Origin of the sequence: Laedolimicola intestinihominis (assembly GCF_040096155.1) — a bacterium.
Taxonomy (GTDB): Bacteria; Bacillota; Clostridia; order Lachnospirales; family Lachnospiraceae; genus Laedolimicola; species Laedolimicola intestinihominis.
Map to the genome: position 1 here is coordinate 131,949 of NZ_JBBMFE010000001.1, position 22,622 is coordinate 154,570.

Sequence of the window (22,622 nt, forward strand, 5' to 3'; positions counted from 1 at the left end):
ATTGATTTAATAAAATAATATCATTTTTCAAATTGATAAGCAAGTGCTATAGTAAGAGTAACGAAAATGTATCAGAAAAGGGGAAGAAAAATGAAGGTCATTGTAGTGGGCGGTGTAGCAGCCGGAACCAAGGCTGCAGCCAAGCTGAAGCGGGAAGATCGAAATGCGGACATCCGGATCCTGACAAAGGGAAAGGATATTTCCTATGCGGGCTGCGGTCTTCCGTATTATGTGAGCGGCGTGATCCGGGAAAAAAAGGATTTGCTGGTGCATACGCCGGAATCTTATGAAAAAGTAACCGGAGTGTCGGTGAAAATCCGGACTGAAGTGACAAAAGTAGACCGAAAAGGGAAAACCGTGGAGGCTGTGAATCTGGATACGGGAGCAGTCGAAACCTATGCGTATGATAAGCTGGTGATTGCCACGGGCGCGCGTCCCTTCGAGCCGGATTGCCCGGGCACGCAGCTGAAAAATGTATTTTATATGAGAACGCCGGAGGACGCAGATATGCTTCGGCAGACTGTGGAGGCTGGAGAGATCCGTCGGGCAGTGATCGTGGGCGGTGGATTTATCGGACTGGAAATCGCGGAAAATCTGGCGGCGAAGGATGTGAAGGTATCTGTCATTGATTTCGCGCCCCATATTCTGCCGGGCTTCCTGGATCCGGAGATTGCGGATTATGTGGAAAATAAGCTGGCGGACGCGGGCGTCATGTGTTTTACCGGAACGGGCCTGGAAGAAATTCTCGGGGAGGAGAAGGTAGAAAAGGTAAAAACCTCCCGCCGTGCCATGAAGGCGGACGCCTGCATCCTGGCTATGGGAATCCGTCCCAATACGGAATTTTTACAGGACGCCGGTCTGGAAATGTTCAAAGGAGCTCTGTTGACAAATCAGGCGCTGCAGACAAATGATCCGGATATCTACGCGGTCGGCGACTGCGCTATGGTAACGAACCGGATTACCGGAAAGCCCCAGTGGTCTCCCATGGGTTCCACTGCCAATATCGCAGGCCGGGCAGCTGCCATGCATCTGGCCGGAAAGAAAATCAGCTATCCGGGAGTCCTGGGAACCGGTGTGGCAAAGCTTGCAGGCATCCAGATTGGAAGAACCGGCCTCACAGAGCAGGCGGCAAAGGATGCAGGATATCCGGTGGAAAGTGTCATCTGTGTGGTAGATGACAAGGCCCATTATTATCCGGGAGCAGATTTGTTTGTCATCAAGCTGGTGGCAGATCGGGAAAGCCACAGACTGCTGGGAATGCAGACGGCAGGCAAAGGCGCCGTGGACAAGCTGGCAGATATTGCTGTTACAGCGATTTCCATGAAAGCAACGCTGGAGGATCTGCAGTATATGGATTTTGCATATGCACCGCCCTTCTCCACCGCCATTCATCCGCTGCAGCATGCAGTGAATATTCTGCTGAATAAGCTGAACGGGGAGCTGGACAGCATGACGGCCGCAGAGTATGCGGAAGAAGGAGAAAATTATCGGATCGTGGATGCGGGTATTACACCGTCGCTGCACGGGTATCCCTATGTGGATCTGAACAGCCTGGACGGTCCGGCAGACGGGCTTGGCAGGAACGAAAAGCTGCTTTTGGTATGTTCCAAGGGAAAACGGGCTTATCTGGTGCAGAACCGTCTGAAGGCTTACGGATATACGGATACAAAGGTACTGGAGGGCGGCATGACCTTCCATACAGAATTAACAGAGGAAGAATAAAAGGAGGCACGCAATGGCTACATTAACAATCAGCAAGGAAGATGAAAAGCGCGTAAAGGCAATGGGATTTCTGAGCAATAAGGGAACCGATAATTTCTCGGCAAGAATCATTACTGTCAATGGAAAGATAACGGCTGCGCAGCAGAGATGCATTGCGGAAGCGGCGGAAAAATTCGGAAACGGAGTGATAACCTTTACCACCCGTTTGACGGTGGAGGTACAGGGCGTTCCCTACGACAAAATCGAAGAATTCAAGGAATATATTGCCAGAGAAGGACTAATTACAGGTGGAACCGGTTCTGTGGTACGCCCGGTTGTAGCCTGTAAGGGAACCACCTGCCAGTATGGACTTTTGGATTCCTTCGCCATTTCCGAGGAAATCCATCACCGTTTTTATGAGGGGTATCACACGGTAAAGCTGCCGCACAAATTTAAGATTGCGGTAGGCGGCTGCCCCAACAATTGTGTAAAACCGGATTTAAATGATTTGGGAATCATCGGTCAGAGAATCCCCGAATTTGACGAGGATAGCTGTAACGGATGTAAGAAGTGCAGCGTAGAGGCAGCCTGTCCCATCGGCGCGGCAAAGGTGAAGGACGGCGTTCTGGAGATTAACAAAGAAATCTGTAACAACTGCGGCCGCTGTGTGGGTCAATGCCGTTTCGACGCCATCGAAGACGGTCAGTACGGATTTAAGATTTACATCGGCGGCCGCTGGGGCAAAAAAATCAATCACGGAAAAGCGCTGCGTAAGGTGTTCACCAGTAAGGAAGAAGCCTTAAACGTGATTGAAAAGGCGATTCTCCTGTATCGGGAGCAGGGCATTACCGGCGAACGTTTCGCTGCGACCATCGAACGTCTCGGCTTCGATAACGTGGAGCAGCAGCTTCTGTCTGATGAAATTCTGGAGAGAAAGCAGGAGATTCTGGATGCGCAGCTTCATCTGACAGGAGGAGCAACCTGTTAAAAGGGAAACCCTATAGGGTATATTTTGTTGACGAAAGCCCGTCTGTATGCTACACTGACTAAGGTATAACGCAGAGAGTATGCATGATGCATAAAGCAGGGGAATCAGGTGGAAGGCCTGAGCGATCCGGTCACTGTAAGCAGCGTGTCTGCAAGCCAGGCTACCTGCTCTTTGCGGGAAATGGACAGGCTTCCGTGGAAAGCGGTTCCGGATACAGTTGACAGCAGGAAAAGAAAAATAACTGTCGATCAAAGGGAGAGATCTGTCAATACGGATCTCTCCTGTTTTCTGTGCTGGAAAATTTCGACAGCTTTCCTGCGGTGAGAGGAGATACAGAAAAAATGTTAAACCAGTTTTCAAGAACTGAATTATTGCTGGGAAAGGAAGCCATGGAGCTTCTTAAGGAAGCCCGGGTGGCTGTCTTTGGTATCGGTGGCGTGGGTGGCTATGTAGTGGAGGCCCTGGCCCGGAGCGGCGTGGGGGCTTTCGATCTGATTGACGACGATAAGGTATGTCTGACGAACCTGAACCGTCAGATTATCGCTACCCGGAAAACCGTAGGCCGGTACAAAACCGACGTAATGAAGGAGCGGATTCTGGATATCAATCCGGAGGCTCAGGTGGAGACGCACCGCTGCTTCTTCCTTCCGGAGAATAAGGAACAGTTTGACTTTGGCAGCTATACCTATGTGGTGGACGCCATTGACACGGTCACCGCGAAGATTTCTCTGGCAGAGGAATGTGAAAAGGCTGGCGTACCCCTTATCAGCAGCATGGGAGCAGGCAATAAACTGAACCCCTTTCTGTTTGAGGTGGCGGATATCTACCAGACCAGCGTATGCCCGCTGGCGAGAGTGATGCGGCAGGAGCTGAAAAAACGGGGCATTCCGAAGCTGAAGGTGCTTTATTCCAGAGAGAAGGCGGTGCGCCCCATCGAGAACGGGGAAGTAAGCGGGGAATGCCCAGAGCGGCGATCGGTTCCCGGCTCTACCGCGTATGTACCGTCCGTAGCGGGACTTCTGATCGCAAGTGAAATCGTAAAGGATCTGACCGAGGACGCCATGAACCGCGCCCGGGCAGCCCAGGAGCAGGAGGAGAATAAATAGATGAAGGGTAAATTATACGGCATCGGCGTGGGTCCGGGCGATCCGGAGCTTTTGACACTGAAAGCAAAGCGGATTCTGGATGCGGCAGATATCATTGCGGTTCCGGTAAAAGAGGCCGGAGAGATGAGCACCGCACTGGAAATTATCCGTCCGGTGGTGGATTTGGAGCATAAGAGCCTGATGGAAGTCATTTTCCGGATGGCAAAGGACAGGGAAGAACGGAAAAAATGCAGAGCCGCAGCCTGTGAGCAGCTGACGGCGGAGCTTTCCCGCGGAAAAAGCATTGCCATGATTACCCTGGGTGATGTGTCCGTGTACAGCACGTATATGTATGTGAACCAGTATGTGGCAGAGCATGGCTTTGAAACGGAGATTATCCCGGGTATCCCATCCTTCTGCAGCGGAGCGGCTGCGGCCCGGTTACCGCTGATGGAGGGAAATGAGTCCCTGGTGATCGTGCCCTCCGTCCGTGCGGAGCAGCAGGTGGAGGAGGCCATCGCCCACTATGACAACGTGGTCATCATGAAGGCAGGAGGCAGCATTGGCCGCATCCTGGAGCTGATGAAAAAGTATGACCGCGCGGAAAGCTGCGCTACGGTCATCAGCTGCGTGGGTATGAAGGACGAATATATCGGATCCCTGGATCCGGAGAGAACATACAGTTACTTTACAACCGTCATCATTAAGAGAGAGAAGAGGTAAAACAATGGTATCATTTATCGGAGCAGGCCCGGGAGATCCGGAGCTTCTGACAATTAAGGGAAAGAAACTGATCGACAGCGCGGATATTATCATTTACGCAGGTTCTCTGGTAAACCCCAAGGTGCTGACGGACGCCAAGGAGGGCGCGCAGATCTATAACAGCGCCACCATGACCCTGGAAGAGGTTCTGGCTGTCATGAAGGACGGCGAAGCCAAGGGCCTGAAGGTGGTCCGTGTACATACCGGCGACCCGGCTATCTTCGGCGCGCACCGGGAGCAGATGGACGCTCTCGATCGCATGGGTATCGAGTATGAGGTCATTCCGGGGGTCAGCTCTTTCCTGGCGACTGCGGCAGCCCTGAAGAAGGAATACACGCTGCCGGGTGTGAGCCAGACGGTGATCCTGACCCGCATGGAGGGCAGAACGCCCATGCCGGAGGGGGAAAAGCTTCAGGATCTGGCCAGACATCACGCCACCATGATCATTTTCCTGAGCATCGGTATGATGGATGAGCTGTCCGCAACCCTTCGGAAAGAATATCGTCCGGATACACCTGTGGCAGTTGTATACAAGGCAAGCTGGCCGGAACAGAAGATTGTAAGAGGAACCCTGTTGGACATTGCAGAGAAGGTAAAGGCAGCAGGCATCACCAAGACTGCGCTGACTGTAGTAGGAGATTTCCTGGGAGATGATTATGAGCTGTCCAGGCTTTATGACAAGACCTTTACCCATGAGTTCCGGAAGGGAGTCGAAGCGTAATGAGCATCCGGCTTATCAGCATCAGCCATAAGACGGCGCCGCTGGAGGTTCGGGAGCTTTTCGCCTTTACCAAAGAGAAGCAGGCGGAGCTTGAGAAAATCCTCATAGACGAGGGCGGCGCGGCAGAGAGCGTCATTATCGCTACCTGCAACCGGACAGAGATTTATACCTATTTTGATAAAAACCAGGATAAGAAGAAAAACGTATTTACCAGGCTGCAGGAGCTGATTCTCCGGGAATCCGGAGCGGCAGCCGTGAAAGAGGACGTATCCGATTATCTGCGCTTCTATCAGGACAGAAAAGTGGTCAATCACCTGTTTTCCGTGACAGCGGGACTGGATTCCATGGTGGTGGGCGAGGATCAGATTCTCGGCCAGGTAAAGCATGCGCATGCGCTGGCACAGGAGGCGGGCAACAGCGGCAAATACCTGAATACCCTGTTCCGCTATGCCGTGACCTGTTCCAAGAAGATTAAGACGGATACGGATTTGTCGAAGACCTCGGTATCTACGGCGACCCTGGCGGTCAAGGCAGCGGAAGAAGCCTTTGGCGGAAGCCTGGCGGGTAAAAATGTTATGGTTATCGGCGGTACCGGTCAGATCGGCGGTATCGTACTGAAGAATCTGTACAGCCTGAAGGGCTTAAATATCTACAGCACCATCCGCAATGTAACGATGACCCACGACGCCCATATCAAGAGCGAATCCAATACCCTGATTGATTATAAGGAGCGCTACGATTACATCAACGCCATGGATGTGATTATCAGCGCTACGGCCAGCCCCCATTATACGCTGACCGGCACGAAGGTGAAGGAGCACATGACGACGGATAAGCCCCGTGTTTTCGTGGATCTGGCGGTTCCGGTGGACATCGAGGAGACCATCGCCGAGTTCCCCCACACCTTCTTTTATAATATGGACGACCTTGAAGAGTTAGCAGAGACTAACAACCGGGCCAAGAAGGAAGCAGTCTGTCAGGCGGGTGAGATTCTGGAAGAGTTTGAAGAGGATTTCATGCGCTGGATGATTTTCCAGCAGGCGGTACCCCGGATGCAGGAGGTCAAGCACTGGATGGAAGAGGAAGCGGAGAAAAAGGGCTTCGGCAAGGCCATTGACAAGCTGTTTTACCGAATCCGGGAGAATGCGAGCCCGGAGGAGCTGGAGGCATTTGTGGAGAATCTGCGGGAGCCGGAGAAATAAGCAGATATCAGCGGGATTCCGGAAAAGGAGCCCGATAGAGTTTCAGATAGAAAATGGAGAATACAATGGGAAAATTATACGTGGTGGGCTTCGGCCCCGGCGGTTATGAGCATATGACCGCCAAATGTATCGACGTTATCAACAATGCGGATATTATCACCGGTTATACCACCTATGTGGAGATGTTAAAGGAGTTCTTCCCGGATAAGAATTATCTGGCGACTCCCATGATGCAGGAAGTGAAGCGCTGCCGGATGGCAGTGGAGGAAGCTATGAAGGATCAGACCGTGGCCATGGTCAGCTCCGGAGACAGCGGCATCTACGGCATGGCAGGTATCATTTACCAGGTGGCAGAGGAAATGAATGCGGATATCGAGATCGAGACCGTACCGGGTGTGACGGCAGCCAGCGCGGCGGCTTCTGTACTGGGTGCGCCGCTGATGCATGATTTCGCAGTGATCAGCTTAAGCGATCTGATGACGCCGCTGGATCTGATTATGAAGCGGGTGGACTGCGCCGGTCAGGGCGACCTGATCGTCTGCCTGTATAATCCCAAGAGCAAAAAGCGTACCGGCTATGTGGAGCAGGCAGCGGAAATCCTGATGCGCTACCGGCAGCCGGAAACTCCTGTGGGTATCGTGCGTCACGCGGGACGCAAAGAGGAAAGCAAGCAGATTACAACCTTAGCGGAGCTTAAAAACGCGGAGATTGATATGTTCAGCGTAGTTATCATTGGAAACTCGCAGACCTATGTAAGCAGCGGTAGAATGATCACCCCCAGAGGCTACGCGTTAAAGTAAGGCCCGCAACCGAGATAGAATGAAGTGAAATCGAGGTCAGCGCTCATGGAAATACAGGAGTAAATTATGAAGATTCGAATCGGTACAAGAAAAAGCAAACTGGCTCTGGTACAGACCGATCTGGTGCGGCGGCGCATTCAAGCGGCTTTCCCGGAGGCGGAGATAGAAATCGTGGAAATGTCTACGAAGGGCGACGAGATTCTGGATAAATCGTTGACCTCTTTTGGAGGCAAGGGCGTTTTTACCCGGGAACTGGAGGAGGCTCTGCTAAAGGAAGAGGTAGATCTGGCTGTCCACAGCGCCAAGGATATGCCCATGGAATTCCCGGAAGGGCTTTACATTGGTGCGGTGCTGGAGCGTGCTGACGTCCATGATGTGCTGGTGACCACCACAGGTGTGAAAGCGCGGGAGCTGGCGCCGGGCAGTATCGTGGGAACCAGCTCTCTCCGGCGGGAATTGCAGATCAAAGAGCTGAATCCCACGGTACGGATCCGGATGCTGCGCGGCAATGTGCAGACCCGGATTCGGAAGCTGAAAGAGGGTCAGTATGACGCGATTCTTCTGGCGGCGGCAGGTCTGGAACGGCTGGGGCTGGACAAAGAAGAAGGGATCCGGTTGGAATATCTGGACACGGACAGCTTTCTTCCGGCGGCCGGGCAGGGCATTCTGGCCGTTGAGGCGAAAAAGGGACGCTTTACGGAAGTATTAAAGTCCATTCACTGTGAGGAGGCGGCGCTGGAGCTTGAGGCGGAGCGCAGCTTCCTGGCGGCTATCGGCGGAAGCTGTAATGCCCCGGCGGCGGGACTGTGCGTCCCGGCAGTGCAATCCCTGAAAATGAAGGTATTGTACGCACCGGAGGGAACAACCGAGCTTCGGAAAGCCGAGGCTATCGTGGATTTGACTGAAGCAGGCAGCCAGGAAGAGAAGCTTTCCAAAGCGCGCATGTTAGGCGAAAACCTGGCAAGCGAAGTGAAGCGGGGCAAGGTCTGGCTTTTGGGCGCAGGCCCCGGCGATATGGGACTGCTGACACAGAAAGCCCTCTGGTGCATTCGTCACGCGGACGTTCTGGTCTATGATAATCTGGCAAGCGGCGCCATTTTAAATGAGGCAAGAGAGGACGCTGAGCTTATCTACGCGGGCAAGCGCGCAGACAAGCATCATTTACGCCAGTGGGAGACCAATGCTCTTCTGGTGGAAAAGGCCCTGGAGGGCAAAAATGTGGCCCGGGTCAAGGGCGGCGATCCCTTTATCTTTGGCCGCGGTGGCGAGGAAGCTCAGGAGCTTTTAAAGGCTGGCGTGGAGTTTGAGATCATTCCGGGCGTGTCTTCTTCCTACGCGGCTCCGGCTTATGCGGGCATTCCGGTGACGCACCGGGACTTTGCGTCCTCCTTCCATGTGATTACGGGACATGAGAGCGCGGACAAGACCGGTCTGGCGCTGGATTACGCGACCCTGGCGATAGAGGAAGGTACGCTGGTATTTTTGATGGGCCTGAAAAATCTGCCCCATATCGCGGAAGAACTGATTACCCATGGAAAGGATCCGAAGACACCGGCGGCTGTAGTGCAGGCGGGAACGACGGCCAGACAGCAGGTGGTAACAGGCGTGTTGGAATCCATCGCGGAGACGGCGAAGACAGCGGGTATTCAGACCCCGGCCATTACGGTGGTGGGCGATGTGGTGACCTTGCAGAGACAGCTTTCCTGGCTGGGCGGCAAGCCCCTCTTTGGAAAACGGGTACTGCTGACCGGTACGAAGCCCATGTGTGAAAAGCAGCGGGAGGTTCTTGCGGCAGACGGCGCGGAGGCGATTCCATTCAGTCTGATTTACACGAAGAAGCTGAGCACTCCGGCGACGGAGCAGGCATTTGCAGAGATAAAGAATTACAGCTGGGTGGTGCTGACCAGCAGCAACGGCGTGCAGTTCTTCCTGGATGAACTGAAAGAGCGTCGGCTGGATATTCGAAGTCTCGCAGGTCTTAAATTTGCAGTCATTGGTGCAGGCACGAAGGCAGCCCTGGAGGCGGCAGGTATTTATGCGGACTTTGTGCCCGGCCGGTATTCCAGCAGGGATCTGGCCGCGGAGTGGATTCCGGGGCTGACAGCGGCGGATAAAGTGTTGCTTTTACGCGCGGAGGAGGCTTCTTCAGAGCTTACAGAGACGTTGGAGGCGGCAGGCGTTCCTTATACGGACACAGCCCTCTATCACACTGCCCGGGACGGACGCAAGGCCGAAGAACTGAATCGTATCCTGCCGGAAATGGATTATATTACCTTCGCCAGCGCATCGGCGGTCAAGGCCTTTGCGGCTATGGCAGAGAACCCGGGGGACATGACGGCAAAGGCTGTCTGCATCGGTCCGGTGACGGAAAAAGCGGCAGTGCAGGCGGGCATTCCGGTGTATGCAAGCGCGGTGGTTTACACGGCAGAGGGCATACGGGATGTGCTCAGAAAAGATAATTTGAAAGGGAAAGCGAATTGATTCAGATACAGAGCGGTGTGGCTTCGATAGTGGAAGGAAAACTGCATAGGGGAAATGAGGCGAAGCCATTCGTTTATCTGCACGGCGGCGATATCTGCGGCGCAGCGGAAAAAAGTGGACGAAACGAAGCGGAATTTCTGGATTTTTCCGCCAATATCAATCCCCTAGGCATGCCGCCCGGCGTCCGTGAGGCTATCATCGAAAGCCTGGACAGATCCCTGAACTATCCGGATCCCTTTTGCCGGAGACTGCGGGCGGCGTTGTCCGAAAAGCTCGGCCAGCCGGAAGACTACATTCTCTGCGGCAATGGTGGTGCAGACCTTATATACCGACTGGTATACGCCACCCGGCCAAAGCGGGCGCTGGTAACCGCCCCGGCCTTTGCGGAGTATGAGGAAGCCCTGAACCAGGCCGGTACGGGGATAGATTTCTTTCCGCTGGGGAAAACTCTGGAAATCACAGAAGCTTATGTGGATAGCTTATCCGCGGAGCATGATATGGTATTCCTCTGCAATCCGAACAATCCCACGGGTATCCTGACGCCGCGCAGTGTCGTAAAAAAGCTGCTGGATAAGGCGAAAGCCCTGGACGTGCGGGTGTGTCTGGACGAGTGTTTTCTGGATTTTGTGGAACATGAGGAGGCGTATTCTGCGGCTGGGTGGCTTACGGAATATCCCAATCTCATTATTTTAAAGTCCTTTACTAAAATGTACGCCATCCCCGGGCTGCGGCTGGGCTATGTGCTCTCTGCTGACGGGGAGCTGCTGAACCGGATGCGTCTGGCGGGCCAGCCCTGGTCTGTATCCGAACCGGCCCAGGCCGCCGGAATCGCGGCTCTGAGGGCGGAAGACTTTCGGGAACAGACGATCGATCTGGTGGACCGGGAGCGGGCGTTTTTAAAGAAAAAACTGGAAGAACTTGAACTGTGTGTGTGCGACGGCCATGCCAATTACCTGTGTTTTCAGGCGGCAGGCGATGAGAAGCTGGCGGACCGAATGCAGGCGGAAGGAATTCTGATCCGGCGCTGCGCCAACTATCACGGGCTGGGTGCGGATTTTTACCGGACGGCAGTGCGGGGACATGCGGAGAACGCAAAGCTGCTTGAAGCTCTGGAGAAAGTTTTGCAAAAAGGAACCTGATTCATAAAATTTACGATCAAGAAACGGAATAAGTTTGGTGATAACATGAGCGAAAAGAAAAAAGCAAAAGTAATCATGGTACAGGGAACCATGTCCAACGCGGGCAAAAGCTTCCTGGTGGCCGGACTCTGCCGGGTATTTAAGCAGGACGGCTATAAGGTGGCCCCCTTCAAATCCCAGAACATGGCCCTGAATTCCTACATTACAAAGGACGGCCTGGAGATTGGCCGGGCTCAGGCTATGCAGGCGGAGGCCGCCGATATTGAGCCCACTGTGGAAATGAATCCGATTCTCTTAAAGCCCACCAGCAACGTGGGCAGCCAGGTCATCGTGAACGGCGAGGTTCTGGGCAATATGAAGGCTATGGATTATTACGCCAACAAGCGGAAGCTGATTCCGGAGATTCAGAAGGCCTTCGATAAGCTGTCCGACGAGTACGATATTATCGTGATCGAGGGTGCGGGCAGTCCGGCTGAAATCAATCTGAAGGATAATGACATTGTAAATATGGGTATGGCGAAGATCGCCAAGGCTCCTGTCCTGCTGGCAGGCGACATTGACCGGGGCGGCGTGTTCGCGTCTCTTTATGGTACGGTGAAGCTGCTGGACGAGGACGAGCAGCAGATGATCAAGGGGCTGATTATTAACAAATTCCGCGGCGACGTGGAAATTCTGCGTCCCGGCCTTTCTATGATTGAGGAACGCACCGGGATTCCGGTGGTAGGCGTGGTGCCCTTGAAGCCTCTGGATATCGACGACGAGGACAGCCTGTCCGAGCGTCTGAATCATAAGGAGAAAAAGGGCGGCATCGATCTGACAGTCATAAAACTTCCACATATTTCCAATTTCACAGACTTCAATGTATTCGAGGGCATGGACGGCGTATCGCTGCGCTACGTGCGGGATGTGAGCGAGCTTGGGAAACCAGATCTCATTTTCCTGCCGGGAACGAAGAACACCATGGACGATTTGGTCTGGATGCGGGAGTCCGGCATGGAGACGGCGGTGCTTCGCTGCTCCGGGGACGGTATTCCGGTTGTGGGCATCTGCGGCGGCTATCAGATGCTGGGCGACGCGCTGGAGGATCCGGACAATGTGGAGCACGGCGGAACTATGCGGGGCATGGGCCTCTTACACACAAAGACCGTATTTTCCCGGGCGAAGACCCGGACCCAGATTCAGGGCCGTATCAAAAACGAGGCGCAGCTTTTGGAATTTGCCGGAAAAGAAGTGCAGGGCTATGAGATTCACATGGGACGTACGGAAGCCCTGGGCGGCTGCCGGGAGACCATTTATCTGGCGGACGGTCGTGTGGACGGTCTGGCAAATCCGGATGGAACCGTGTATGGCACGTACCTGCACGGGATCTTCGACTACGGCGATCTGGCGGCTATGCTGGTGAGCCGGCTGATGGTGAAGAAGGGTCTCGATCCGAAAAACTGGCATTTTGACGCCCGGGCCCATAAGAAGCAGGAGTACGACAAGCTGGCGGATCTGGTCCGCAGCTCTCTGGATATGAAGAAGATTTACGAGATATTGGAGGAAGGAATCTCATGTTAAATGAAATCGAAATTGTAAAGCCCATGGATATCGAGAAGCGCAGTATGGCGATTATCACGGAAGAACTGGGAGGCCGCACCTGGCCGGAGCCGGAGTTTTCCATTGTGAAGCGCTGTATCCATACCTCCGCGGATTTTGACTATGCGGACAATCTGTGCTTTTCCGAAAATGCGGCGCAGATTGGCGTGGGCGCTTTGAATAAGGGCGCGTCCATCGTGACAGATACCCAGATGGCAGCCTCCGGTATCAACAAAAAGCGGATGCGGGAATGCGGCGGAGAGGTATACTGCTTCATGAGCGATCCGGATGTGGCTGCGGAAGCCAAAGAGCGGGGCTGCACCCGGGCGGCTGTCTGCATGGAGCGGGCGGCGGCGCTTCAGAAGCCTCTGATCATCGCAGTGGGCAACGCGCCGACGGCTCTCATTCGTCTTTATGAGCTGATTCAGGAGGGAAAAATCAGGCCAGAGCTTATCATCGGCGCTCCGGTGGGCTTTGTGAATGTGGTGGAAGCGAAAGAGTTGATTATGACAGCGGGCATTCCGTATATTGTGCCGAGAGGGCGCAAGGGCGGCAGCAATATTGCGGCCACCATCTGCAACGCCATGCTGTATCAGGGCGGAAGATAAGGCTCTGGCGTGATGAAGCAACAAAAAAATGAAAGCGTGAAAATTATGGAGTTAGATAACTATATCGAACAAATCAAGCCTCTGGATGAGGATGCCGTAAATGCAGCCTGGACCCACTGGGATTCCCTCTGCAAGCCCTTACGGGGCATGGGACGCCTGGAAGAAATGGCAGTGCAGCTGGCGGGCATCTACGGAACCGCAAAGCTTGGTGAAATTGCGGATCTGAAGCCGGTGGTGGCCATCATGGGCGCGGACAACGGCGTGGTGGCAGAGGGCGTCAGCCAGACCGGCAGCGAGGTCACAGCCCAGGTGCTGGAAAATATGGGCGACCGCAAATCCTCCGTCTGCATTATGTCCAAGCAGATGGGTATCGAGGTCATTCCGGTGAACATCGGTATGTTCGTGGACGGAAAGCATCCCCGGATCTGGAACCGGGTGGTTCGCTACGGCACCGCCAATATGGCAAAGGAACCGGCCATGACCCGGGAGGAAGCCGTGAAAGCCATTGAAACGGGAATTCAGGTGGTAAAAGACCTGTACGAGGCGGGGTGTCGCATGATTATCACAGGTGAAATGGGAATCGGCAACACGACCCCCAGTTCAGCCATGGCGGCGGTGCTGCTGGACAAGGATGTAGCAGAGGTAACCGGTCGGGGTGCGGGACTTTCCAGCGCCGGACTGGAGCATAAAATCGAAGTGATCCGTCGTGCCATTGAGGTAAATCAGCCGGATAAAAATGATATCCTGGATGTACTTTCCAAGGTGGGCAGTCTGGATATTGCAGGCATGATTGGCTGCTATCTGGGCGGAGCGATGCTGCGTGTGCCGGTGCTGATCGACGGCTTTATTTCCTCTGTTTCCGCATACTGTGCGGCGCAGCTTGCGCCGGAGAGTAAGGCCTATATGGTGCCGACCCATTGCTCCGCGGAGCCTGCGGGCCGGATGATGCTGGACGCCCTTGGCATGACGGCGCCCATTCAGGCGGGCATGCACCTGGGCGAGGGCACCGGAGCTGTGACGGCTTACAGCCTGTATCAGTACGCATTGGCGCTGTATAACGGACTTCCCAGCTTTGCAGAGGGAAACGTGGAAGAATATACGCATCAGAAATAAAAAGTGTGGAAAATTAAGAGTTTCTTAATGGGAAAACTGGCAGGATATTTGATAGAATAAAGCTGATACAATAAATACCTGAAAGTATTTACATGGAGGTGCGGGTATGAAAAATAAGTGTGCAAGGCTTCTGACAGCGTCTGTGGTGCTGCTGATGGTGGTTATGGTGCTTTCTCTGAGCGGCTGCGGGAAAAAGAACGATGTGGAAAATGGAACAGGGCAGACGGATACGACGACAGACACAGACGCGGCAGAAAATACGGCAGATACGCCGGACGATGCAGACAAAGCCGCATCTAAGAACTCTGACAGCAGTGCTTCGGCAGAGTTCAGCTTCACGGATCTTCAGTATGTAGATTTCACCTTCTCCAGCGGCGCGGGAGCCTGGGCAACCCAGCTGAATATCCGGCCGGACGGCAGCTTTTCCGGGGAATACTGGGATATGGATATGGGCAGTACCGGAGACGGTTACCCGAACGGAACCCAGTACGGCAATACCTTCACCGGAACCTTTACGGATTTAAAGAAGGTCAATGATTATACCTGGTCCATGAAGCTGGATAAAATCAATTATACCTACGAAATCGGAAAGGAAGAGATCCTCGATCAGATTCTCTATTCCTACACCGAGGCTTACGGCCTGGACGGTGCGGATGAGGTCGATATCTATCTGCCCGGCGCGCCGGTTGCCGAGCTGCCGGAGGAATTTTTACAGTGGGCGTGCAGCAATTATGATCGTCTCGAGGCCGAAGAGAATGGTCTTCCCTGCTACGGCCTTTACAATGTGGAGGGCGCAGAGGGATTTTCCGGCTATGATTCCGTGGATACGGCGAAAACTTATGTGGAAAATACGGAAAAGGCAGCGAAAGAGTTGGAAGATTCCCTTCAAAATGATTCTTTAAGCCAGGGGGATATGAATGAGAAGAGTCAGGAGCTCTATGAGGACTGGGATGACGCACTGAACCATATCTGGTATGAGCTGAAGGTCAAGGGTGTTCTCACAGAGGATGCCATGGCGAAGCTTCTGGATGAACAGCGGGCCTGGATCAAGGATAAGGAAGCAGCGGTACAGGAGGCCGGAAAAGAGGCCGAGGGCGGAAGCCTGCAGCCCCTGCTGGAAAATACAGAGGCGGCCAAATGGACCAGGGAGCGGACCTATGTTCTTCTGAATATCCTGCTGGAGGCAGCAGGCCGGGAAACTGTGACGATGGAGTAAAATATCGATGCTGGATCAATACGTCTATAAAAATAATAAAAAAATGCGGATGGGCTATACCACCGGCTCCTGCGCCGCGGCGGCCTCCAAGGCGGCGGCCTGGATGCTGCTTCACGGCCAGATCCTGCAGGAGGTAGAGCTGATGACGCCAAAGGGCATCGGTCTCTATCTGGAGGTGCTGGAACCGAAATTTTCAGCCACCAGCGCCTCCTGCGCCATCCGAAAGGACGCAGGCGACGACCCGGATGTGACCGACGGCCTGCTGATCTATGCCACAGTCAGTCGGACAGCGCAGCCGGGCGTCACGCTGGACGGCGGCGAGGGCGTGGGCCGGGTGACCCGGACAGGTCTAGAACAGGCCGTGGGCGACGCAGCCATCAATAAGGTACCCCGTCAGATGATTCGCGAGGGCGTGGAGGACGTGTGCAGGGCGGCCGGATATACCGGCGGCCTTTCGGTGATCATTTCCATTCCGGGCGGCGCGGAGCTGGCGCAGAAGACGTTTAACCCCCGCCTTGGTATTGTGGGCGGTATCTCCGTTCTGGGAACCAGCGGCATCGTGGAACCCATGAGCGAGGAGGCCCTGATTCAGACCATCCGGGTGGACATCAAAATGCAGCTGTCCGGAGGGCGGAGCTATCTGGTGCTGGTGCCGGGTAATTACGGCCTGGATTTTCTGGAGGATTATGAGCCGGAGGTGCTGAAGCGTTCCGTCAAATACAGTAATTTCCTGGGAGAAGCCATCGACGCGGCTGTGGAATTCGGCGCGAAGGGAATTCTGCTGGTGGGACATATCGGGAAGCTGGTGAAGCTGGCCGCAGGGATTATGAACACTCATTCCCGCAACGCCGACGCCCGGATGGATATCCTGACGGCCCACGCAGCGGTGCTGGGCGCGGATCAGGAGACGGCAGCCCGGCTGATGGACTGCATTACTACAGATGAAGCCCTGGATATCCTGAAGGAGAAGGGGCTGCTGGACCCGGTGATGAAGCGCCTCATGGAGCGGATGGAATTCTATGTGGATCACCGCAGCGGCAAGAGCCTGGAGAGGGGTATCCTGACCTTTTCCCTGGAGCAGGGCGTGCTGGGCGAATCCACAGATGTGCGGCGGCTGATAGCCTGTGTGAAAGCGGAAATCGAGCAGACAGAGTCTGAAGGAACAGAAAAACTGGCAGAGTAAGATAGAATAGATTTGGACAGGAAAGGACATGACAGCATGAAGCTTGCAATCATTGCATTTACCAGAGCAGGGTGTATGTTTGCGAAACGGATACGAGACGCGTATGAACAAAAAGGTAACACCTGTGTATGCCTCTGCAAAGGCAGGGATGCAGCTGAATGGGGCATTCCGATGCTGGAGGGTTCCCTGAAGGAATGGACCGGGAACATGTTCCGGGAATGCGACAGCCTGCTGTTCATCGGGGCCGCCGGAATCGCGGTGCGTGCAATCGCTCCCTTCGTAGTCAGCAAGGCTTCCGATCCGGCGGTCCTGGTCATGGACGAGCAGGGTCATTTCGTCATTTCTCTGTTGTCCGGGCACCTGGGCGGAGCCAATGCGCTGACCAGGGAGATAGCGGCCCTGGTGGGAGCCGTGCCGGTCATCACAACCGCTACAGACGCGGGAGGGCGATTCTCTGTGGATGATTTCGCACGCCGGGAAAACATGCATCTGGACAGTCTGTCTCTGGCCAAAGAGGTGGCGGCGGATATTCTGGAGCAGCGGACCATCGGTCTCTATAGCGATTTTGAAGTGGTTGGGCAGATTCCGCCGGAGCTGTCCATCCAGAAAAAGGATGGGCTTGGCATCAGTATCTCCGTGGATGAGACCTATGATCCGTTTCCCCGGACTCTGCATCTGGTTCCGCGCATTGCGGTGCTGGGCATCGGCTGTAAAAGGGGTACGCCTGTGGAGCGCATCGAAGCGCTGGTGGAACAGGTGCTCTTGCAGAATCAGCTTTCGAAACAGGCCATTGCCAGGGTGGCTTCCATCGATTTGAAAAAAGAAGAGCCGGGGCTTCTGGCTTTCTGTGCTGCCTGGAAGCTGCCGTTTCAGACCTATACGGCAAAGGAGCTTGAAGCTGTGGAATGTGAGGGTGGCTTTTCCGAATCCGCCTTCGTGCGGCAGATTACCGGCGTAGGAAATGTGTGCGAGCGCAGTGCCCTGCTGGCCGCAGGCAGAAAGAAGCTTTTTCAGCCAAAGACGGCCGGGGACGGCGTGACGGTGGCTATTGCGCTGGAGGAGTACACGGTAAACTTCGGATAATTCCGTCGGAGGAGTCGGTTTGAAAGGAATATTGGATGGAACTGTGAAGAAGAAACGGTTCCAGGTATGGATAAGGTAAGAGGAACAGGTACATGAGACAGGTAATTGTATTTGCAGGAACGACAGAGGGAAGGCAGATTAGTGAATGGCTGGCGGCAGCAGGGGTGGAGACTCTGTGCAGCGTGGCCACCGAATATGGAGAACTGCTGGTGGAAAAACAGCCTCATCTGAGCGTACGCCAGGGACGGCTGCTGCCGGAGGAGATGGAGCAGCTTTTGGAAACGGAGGGAAAACCGCTGGTGCTGGATGTGACGCATCCTTACGCCGTGGCTGTGTCGGCGAACATTAAGACGGCCTGCGCACAGGCCGGGTGTGAGTATCTGCGTCTGATTCGTCCCTCGTTGATGAGAAAAAATAGGAAAAACGAAGTAAGTAAAGAGATGACAAATACAGTCACAGATAAAAATGCAGGTAAGACTGCGGAAGAAATTGTAGTAGTCGAGAGTGTGGAGGCCGCAGTAAACTTTTTGAAAACGACCGAAGGTTCCATCTTCGTCACCACAGGAAGCAAGGAATTAGCCAAATTTACTGCTCTGCCTGACTACCGGAACCGCGTCTACGCCCGCGTCCTGGCGACTCCGGAGGTCGTTATCCAGTGTACCGAGGCAGGCTTCACCGGCCCGCACCTGATCTGTATGCAGGGTCCCTTCTCCAAAGAGCTGAACCTGGCCATGCTCCGCAGCACCGGCGCAGCCTGGATGGTTACCAAAGAAGCAGGCCGCGCAGGCGGCTTTGAGGAGAAAATGACCGCCGCCAAAGAGGCTGGAGTCAAAGTTGTGCTGATAGGCCGCCCGCAGGAGCAGGAGGGGCTGTCCATTGAGGATGGAGTGAAGCTGCTGGCGGAACGATTCCATATTGTTCCTTTATCAGAAAGTAATAGTCCTAACTGTGAAAAGAAAGAGGAAAATAATAAACTAAATTCCACTTATTTTTGTAACAAAGAACAAGAACGAATTGCATATTTAATCGGCATCGGCATGGGCACCCCCGACCACCTGACCGGCGAGGCCCGCGCGGCCTTCGAAAAGGCCGACTGTATCTTAGGCTCCGGCCGCATGCTGGATTCTTTCAAGGCCACCGGCAAGCCCCTGTTCGACGCCTACGATCCGGCCAAAATGCTGGCTTACGTTCAGGATCACCCGGAGCATCACACTATCGCAGTGGCCCTGTCCGGCGATGTGGGCTTCTACAGCGGCGCGAAGCGCCTGATCACCGCCTTTGAGGGCGCAGGTATCCACACAGAACTGATTACAGGAATCTCTTCCGTAACCTACTTCTGCAGCCGCCTGAAAATCGCCTGGGAGGACGTGAAGCTCATGAGCATCCATGGCCGCAGAGAGAACCTGATTGCGGCGGTACGCACCCATTTCCGCACCTTCACGCTGCTGGGCGGCAAGGACAATGTAGCATCCTTATGTGAAAAACTGGAAAAATATGGATTCGAAAACGTGAAGCTCTACATCGGCGAACGCCTCCACTACCCGGAGGAGCGTATCACCGAGGGCACTCCCGCGGAGCTGAAGGAGAAAGCCTTTGACAGCCTCTGCGTGGCTATCATCGAAAACCCGTCCTACACAAGCGGACTTCGAAGCTGCATCCCCGACGAAGAGTTTCAGCGGGGCGACGCGCCCATGACGAAGAGCGAGGTGCGCAGTCTCTCCGTGGCCAAGCTGAATCTGAACCGGGATTCTATTGCCTGGGACATCGGCGCGGGAACCGGCTCCGTCACCATCGAGATGGCGCTGGCAGCCGCGGACGGCGAAGTGTACGCCATCGAGAAAAAGCCCGCGGCGGCAGCCCTCATCGAGGAGAACGCGAAGAAGTTTGGCACCCCCAATGTGGAGGTGCATGTGGGAACGGCCCCAGAGGCCCTGACTGACCTGCCCGCCCCGACCCACGCCTTCATCGGCGGTTCCTCGGGCAACATGAAAGAGATTCTGAAGCTTTTGCTTGACCGGAATTCCCGCGTCCGCGTGGTAATAAACGCCATTACCCTGGAGACCGTGGCGGAGGCCAACAGCTGCTTCAAGGAGCTTGGCTTTACGGACGTGGATATTACCCAGATTCAGGCGGCCAAGGCCAAAAAGGTGGGGCCCTACGAGATGATGATGGGGCAGAATCCGGTCTACATCTTCGCCGGAACCGGAAAGGGGGAAGCGTAAATGAGACTGCCGAGAATTATGCTGGCCGCTCCGTCCAGCGGCAGCGGCAAAACCCTGATTACCTGCGGCATCCTGCAGGCTCTGGTAAACCGCGGTTTCCGTGTGGCCTCCTTTAAATGTGGCCCTGACTATATCGACCCCATGTTTCATAGCAGGGTCATCGGCGTGAAATCCGGCAACCTAGACACTTTTTTCACGGATAAAGCGACCACCCGTTACCTGTTTGGCCGAAGCGCTGCGGAGGCGGAGATTTCCGTGGCCGAGGGCGTCATGGGCTATTATGATGGACTTGGCGGCATCTCCGAGGAGGCCAGCTCTTCGGACGTGGCGGCGGCTCTTAATATGCCCGTGGTGCTGGTGGTAAACTGCAGGGGTATGAGCATTTCTGTGGTACCGCTGATCAAGGGCTTCCTGGAATATCAGACTCCCAGCCGCATCAAGGGCGTCATTTTAAATCAGATGCCGAAGTCCCTGTACGCCGACATGAAGGCGCAAATCGAGCGCTGGCTGCCGGTGAAGGTGCTGGGCTATGTGCCGAAGGTGGAGGATCTGGTGCTGGAAAGTCGTCATCTGGGCCTGGTGCTTCCGGGTGAAATCGAGAGCCTGAAAGAGAAGCTGAACCGCCTGGCTGCCGTATTGGAGGAAAGCATCGATCTGGACGCTTTTCTGGCTTTGGCCTATGAAGCGCCGGATTTCACCTACGAGACGCCGGAGCTTCCGAAGCTTTCAGGCGGAAAAAAAGTCCGCATCGGCGTGGCGGAGGACGACGCTTTCTGCTTCACCTATCGGGATAATTTTCAGATGCTTAAGGATATGGGCGCGGAGCTGGTACCATTTTCCCCCATAAAGGACGAGGCGCTGCCGGAAGGGATCGACGGCCTCATCTTGAGCGGCGGTTATCCGGAGCTGCACGCGAAGGCGCTGAGCGAAAATGAAGACATGCGGGGAGCCATTCACGACGCGGTGAAAGCAGGCCTCCCCTGTATCGCCGAGTGCGGCGGCTTTCTTTACCTGCACCGGACTCTGGAGGGATCCGATGGCGTGGATTACCCCATGGCAGGCGTCATTGGGGCCAAAGCCTACCGGACGGATAAACTGTCCCGCTTCGGGTATATCGAAATGGAAGCAAAACAGGATCAGTTGATTCTGGCAGAGGGCGAAAAGGCCCGGGGACATGAATTTCATTACTGGGAGAGCGAGGACTGCGGCAACGCCATCCACGCGAAGAAACCCTTACGGAAGCGGAACTGGGACTGCGTACATGGCACGCCGACCCTGTATGCGGGCTTCCCCCATCTCTTCTTCTATTCCAATCCGGCCATGGCCTGGAATTTTTTACAGAAATGTAGTAACGATTCCATACGGCCCGAAGCACCTGTTGCCGAGGGCGTATAAAAATGATTCAATGTGAGGAACATAGATGCTTGCAGTGATTACAGGAGGCAGCGGAAGCGGCAAATCCGAATACGCGGAGAGCGTAGCCACTTCTCTGGCAAAACGGGATAGACTTCCCTTATATTATATCGCCACTATGCGGCCCTTCGGCGCGGAGGGCAAGTGGAGAGTGGAGCGTCACCGGAAGCTCCGGGCCGGAAAAGGCTTTGAGACGATAGAATGTTATGTAAACTTAAAGGAACAGACCCTGCCGGAAAAAGGCGTGGTGCTGCTGGAGTGTATGTCGAACCTGACGGCCAACGAAATGTTTGAGCCGGAGGGCACGGGTGACGACGCCGTGGAGGCGGTGCTGGCAGGCGTGGAGGCATTGAGAGGCCGCTGCGTCCACCTGGTCATTGTGACCAACGATATCTTTTCCGACGGAATTACATATGATGAAGTAACAGCGCTGTATCAGGAACGGCTGGGCGAGATCAACCGGCGCATCGCGGCAGAGGCCGACCAGGCGGCGGAGGTGGTCTGCGGCATTCCTCTGCAGCTCAAAAATAAAGGACAGAATCTATGAAAACGATGAAACGGATATGGAACAGTTTTAAAATCGCATTTGCCATGTATTCCAAGATTCCCATGCCCCGGGCGGACTGGGAGAAGGAAAATATGCGCTATATGATGTGCTTCTTTCCTTTTGTGGGCATCGTCATCGGCGCGCTGATGGTGGGCTGGAGCTTCTTAAGCGGAAAGCTCGGCGCGGGCGACAGCCTCCGGAGCGTCATTTACGTGCTGATTCCGGTGCTGGTGACCGGCGGCATCCACCTGGACGGTCTGCTGGATACGGCGGACGCCCTGTCCTCCTGGCAGCCGAGAGAAAAGAAGCTGGAGATCCTGAAGGATTCCAATGCGGGAGCCTTTGCGGTCATCGTGGCCTGCTGTTATTTCCTGGCCTGCTTCGGCTTCTGGACGGAGCTGTCGGGCCGTCAGGTGCTGGTGCTCTCCGGCGGCTATGTGCTGTCCCGTTCCATGAGCGGCCTGTCCGTGGCGTCCTTTCCCTGCGCCCGCAAGACCGGAACGGTAGCAGCCTTTTCCGACGCGGTGCAGGAGCGCACGGTCATGACCTGCCTCTACATTCTGCTTTTTCTGTCCGCGGGCTTCATGTGCCTGCTGGACGCGAAGCTTGGCACGGCGGCTGTGGTGGGAGCCTGGTGTACGTTTTTTTGGTATTATTGTATGTCCATGAAACAGTTCGGCGGTATCACCGGCGACCTGGCGGGCTGCTTCGTGCAGACCTGCGAGCTGGTCATGGCCATCTGCGTGTGGTCGGCGGGAAAATTCTGATTTCCGCTGTCTG

The 22,622-nt window shown here is 54.8% G+C and carries 19 protein-coding genes and 1 riboswitch; all 19 genes read left to right on the forward strand.

Annotation, left to right across the window (positions count from 1 at the left end):
• The first annotated feature begins 90 nt into the window (after positions 1–90).
• The 19 genes from WMO29_RS00510 (at position 91) to cobS (ending at position 22,609) form a co-directional block, all read left to right on the forward strand.
• On the forward strand, positions 91–1,722 hold the full coding sequence (locus WMO29_RS00510; RefSeq protein ID WP_349163301.1) for an FAD-dependent oxidoreductase: 1,632 nt from the start codon (positions 91–93) through the stop codon (positions 1,720–1,722).
• A 13-nt stretch (positions 1,723–1,735) separates the two neighbouring features.
• On the forward strand, positions 1,736–2,689 hold the full coding sequence (locus WMO29_RS00515) for a ferredoxin-like domain-containing protein (protein ID WP_178039927.1): 954 nt from the start codon (positions 1,736–1,738) through the stop codon (positions 2,687–2,689).
• A gap of 58 nt (positions 2,690–2,747) precedes the next feature.
• Positions 2,748–2,875: riboswitch (cobalamin riboswitch) on the forward strand.
• Positions 2,876–3,030: 155 nt separating this feature from the next.
• Positions 3,031–3,795 (forward strand): tRNA threonylcarbamoyladenosine dehydratase, encoded by a 765-nt coding sequence (locus tag WMO29_RS00520; RefSeq protein WP_349163302.1) that lies wholly within the window; start codon positions 3,031–3,033, stop codon positions 3,793–3,795.
• Positions 3,796–4,497, forward strand: coding sequence for a precorrin-2 C(20)-methyltransferase (cobI, locus tag WMO29_RS00525; RefSeq protein ID WP_349163303.1), 702 nt, complete (start codon positions 3,796–3,798; stop codon positions 4,495–4,497). It begins immediately after the preceding gene.
• Between the two features lie 4 nt (positions 4,498–4,501).
• On the forward strand, positions 4,502–5,257 hold the full coding sequence (cobM, locus tag WMO29_RS00530; protein WP_349163304.1) for a precorrin-4 C(11)-methyltransferase: 756 nt from the start codon (positions 4,502–4,504) through the stop codon (positions 5,255–5,257).
• On the forward strand, positions 5,257–6,459 hold the full coding sequence (hemA, locus tag WMO29_RS00535) for a glutamyl-tRNA reductase (RefSeq protein ID WP_349163305.1): 1,203 nt from the start codon (positions 5,257–5,259) through the stop codon (positions 6,457–6,459). The genes cobM and hemA overlap by 1 nt, the downstream gene beginning before the upstream one ends.
• Positions 6,460–6,524: 65 nt before the next feature.
• The gene (gene cobJ / locus WMO29_RS00540) at positions 6,525–7,259 is read left to right on the forward strand and encodes a precorrin-3B C(17)-methyltransferase (protein WP_349163306.1); all 735 of its coding nucleotides are present in this window, start codon (positions 6,525–6,527) and stop codon (positions 7,257–7,259) included.
• Between the two features lie 66 nt (positions 7,260–7,325).
• Positions 7,326–9,740: a hydroxymethylbilane synthase gene (gene hemC / locus WMO29_RS00545; protein ID WP_349163307.1), complete on the forward strand. Its 2,415-nt coding sequence runs from the start codon at positions 7,326–7,328 to the stop codon at positions 9,738–9,740.
• Positions 9,737–10,879 carry a threonine-phosphate decarboxylase CobD gene (gene cobD / locus WMO29_RS00550; RefSeq protein WP_349163308.1) on the forward strand — a complete coding sequence of 381 codons (1,143 nt, stop codon included), beginning with the start codon at positions 9,737–9,739 and terminating at the stop codon, positions 10,877–10,879. The genes hemC and cobD overlap by 4 nt, the downstream gene beginning before the upstream one ends.
• Before the next feature lie 45 nt (positions 10,880–10,924).
• The gene (locus WMO29_RS00555; RefSeq protein ID WP_349163309.1) at positions 10,925–12,439 is read left to right on the forward strand and encodes a cobyric acid synthase; all 1,515 of its coding nucleotides are present in this window, start codon (positions 10,925–10,927) and stop codon (positions 12,437–12,439) included.
• On the forward strand, positions 12,433–13,065 hold the full coding sequence (locus WMO29_RS00560) for a precorrin-8X methylmutase (RefSeq protein ID WP_349163310.1): 633 nt from the start codon (positions 12,433–12,435) through the stop codon (positions 13,063–13,065). The genes WMO29_RS00555 and WMO29_RS00560 overlap by 7 nt, the downstream gene beginning before the upstream one ends.
• A gap of 45 nt (positions 13,066–13,110) precedes the next feature.
• Positions 13,111–14,178 (forward strand): nicotinate-nucleotide--dimethylbenzimidazole phosphoribosyltransferase, encoded by a 1,068-nt coding sequence (gene cobT / locus WMO29_RS00565; RefSeq protein WP_349163311.1) that lies wholly within the window; start codon positions 13,111–13,113, stop codon positions 14,176–14,178.
• A gap of 106 nt (positions 14,179–14,284) precedes the next feature.
• The gene (locus WMO29_RS00570) at positions 14,285–15,394 is read left to right on the forward strand and encodes a lysozyme inhibitor LprI family protein (protein ID WP_349163312.1); all 1,110 of its coding nucleotides are present in this window, start codon (positions 14,285–14,287) and stop codon (positions 15,392–15,394) included.
• A gap of 7 nt (positions 15,395–15,401) precedes the next feature.
• Entirely contained in the window at positions 15,402–16,577 is a 1,176-nt protein-coding gene (gene cbiD / locus WMO29_RS00575) for a cobalt-precorrin-5B (C(1))-methyltransferase CbiD (RefSeq protein WP_349163313.1), read from the forward strand.
• Positions 16,578–16,613: 36 nt separating this feature from the next.
• Positions 16,614–17,660, forward strand: coding sequence for a cobalt-precorrin 5A hydrolase (locus WMO29_RS00580; protein ID WP_349163314.1), 1,047 nt, complete (start codon positions 16,614–16,616; stop codon positions 17,658–17,660).
• A gap of 92 nt (positions 17,661–17,752) precedes the next feature.
• Positions 17,753–19,882 carry a precorrin-6y C5,15-methyltransferase (decarboxylating) subunit CbiE gene (gene cbiE, locus WMO29_RS00585; RefSeq protein ID WP_349163315.1) on the forward strand — a complete coding sequence of 710 codons (2,130 nt, stop codon included), beginning with the start codon at positions 17,753–17,755 and terminating at the stop codon, positions 19,880–19,882.
• Positions 19,883–21,277, forward strand: coding sequence for a cobyrinic acid a,c-diamide synthase CobB (locus WMO29_RS00590; protein ID WP_349163316.1), 1,395 nt, complete (start codon positions 19,883–19,885; stop codon positions 21,275–21,277). It abuts the gene before it with no gap.
• 25 nt (positions 21,278–21,302) lie between these two features.
• Positions 21,303–21,842, forward strand: a complete 540-nt coding sequence (locus WMO29_RS00595; RefSeq protein ID WP_349163317.1) for a bifunctional adenosylcobinamide kinase/adenosylcobinamide-phosphate guanylyltransferase — start codon at positions 21,303–21,305, stop codon at positions 21,840–21,842.
• A 5-nt stretch (positions 21,843–21,847) separates the two neighbouring features.
• A complete protein-coding gene (gene cobS, locus WMO29_RS00600; protein WP_435391103.1) occupies positions 21,848–22,609 on the forward strand; it encodes an adenosylcobinamide-GDP ribazoletransferase in 762 nt (253 codons plus the stop codon).
• Positions 22,610–22,622 lie beyond the last annotated feature (13 nt).

Excerpts from the sequence above, each read along its gene's own strand:
- hemA (WP_349163305.1), top strand. The coding sequence starts at position 5,257 with ATGAGCATCCGGCTTATCAGCATCAGCCATAAGACGGCGCCGCTGGAG.
- WMO29_RS00555 (WP_349163309.1), top strand. The coding sequence starts at position 10,925 with ATGAGCGAAAAGAAAAAAGCAAAAGTAATCATGGTACAGGGAACCATG.
- cobM (WP_349163304.1), top strand. The coding sequence starts at position 4,502 with ATGGTATCATTTATCGGAGCAGGCCCGGGAGATCCGGAGCTTCTGACA.
- cbiD (WP_349163313.1), top strand. The coding sequence starts at position 15,402 with ATGCTGGATCAATACGTCTATAAAAATAATAAAAAAATGCGGATGGGC.
- WMO29_RS00570 (WP_349163312.1), top strand. The coding sequence starts at position 14,285 with ATGAAAAATAAGTGTGCAAGGCTTCTGACAGCGTCTGTGGTGCTGCTG.
- cbiE (WP_349163315.1), top strand. The coding sequence starts at position 17,753 with ATGAGACAGGTAATTGTATTTGCAGGAACGACAGAGGGAAGGCAGATT.
- WMO29_RS00510 (WP_349163301.1), top strand. The coding sequence starts at position 91 with ATGAAGGTCATTGTAGTGGGCGGTGTAGCAGCCGGAACCAAGGCTGCA.
- WMO29_RS00560 (WP_349163310.1), top strand. The coding sequence starts at position 12,433 with ATGTTAAATGAAATCGAAATTGTAAAGCCCATGGATATCGAGAAGCGC.
- WMO29_RS00580 (WP_349163314.1), top strand. The coding sequence starts at position 16,614 with ATGAAGCTTGCAATCATTGCATTTACCAGAGCAGGGTGTATGTTTGCG.
- hemC (WP_349163307.1), top strand. The coding sequence starts at position 7,326 with ATGAAGATTCGAATCGGTACAAGAAAAAGCAAACTGGCTCTGGTACAG.
- WMO29_RS00515 (WP_178039927.1), top strand. The coding sequence starts at position 1,736 with ATGGCTACATTAACAATCAGCAAGGAAGATGAAAAGCGCGTAAAGGCA.
- cobS (WP_435391103.1), top strand. The coding sequence starts at position 21,848 with ATGAAACGGATATGGAACAGTTTTAAAATCGCATTTGCCATGTATTCC.
- cobT (WP_349163311.1), top strand. The coding sequence starts at position 13,111 with ATGGAGTTAGATAACTATATCGAACAAATCAAGCCTCTGGATGAGGAT.
- WMO29_RS00590 (WP_349163316.1), top strand. The coding sequence starts at position 19,883 with ATGAGACTGCCGAGAATTATGCTGGCCGCTCCGTCCAGCGGCAGCGGC.
- WMO29_RS00595 (WP_349163317.1), top strand. The coding sequence starts at position 21,303 with ATGCTTGCAGTGATTACAGGAGGCAGCGGAAGCGGCAAATCCGAATAC.
- cobJ (WP_349163306.1), top strand. The coding sequence starts at position 6,525 with ATGGGAAAATTATACGTGGTGGGCTTCGGCCCCGGCGGTTATGAGCAT.
- WMO29_RS00520 (WP_349163302.1), top strand. The coding sequence starts at position 3,031 with ATGTTAAACCAGTTTTCAAGAACTGAATTATTGCTGGGAAAGGAAGCC.
- cobI (WP_349163303.1), top strand. The coding sequence starts at position 3,796 with ATGAAGGGTAAATTATACGGCATCGGCGTGGGTCCGGGCGATCCGGAG.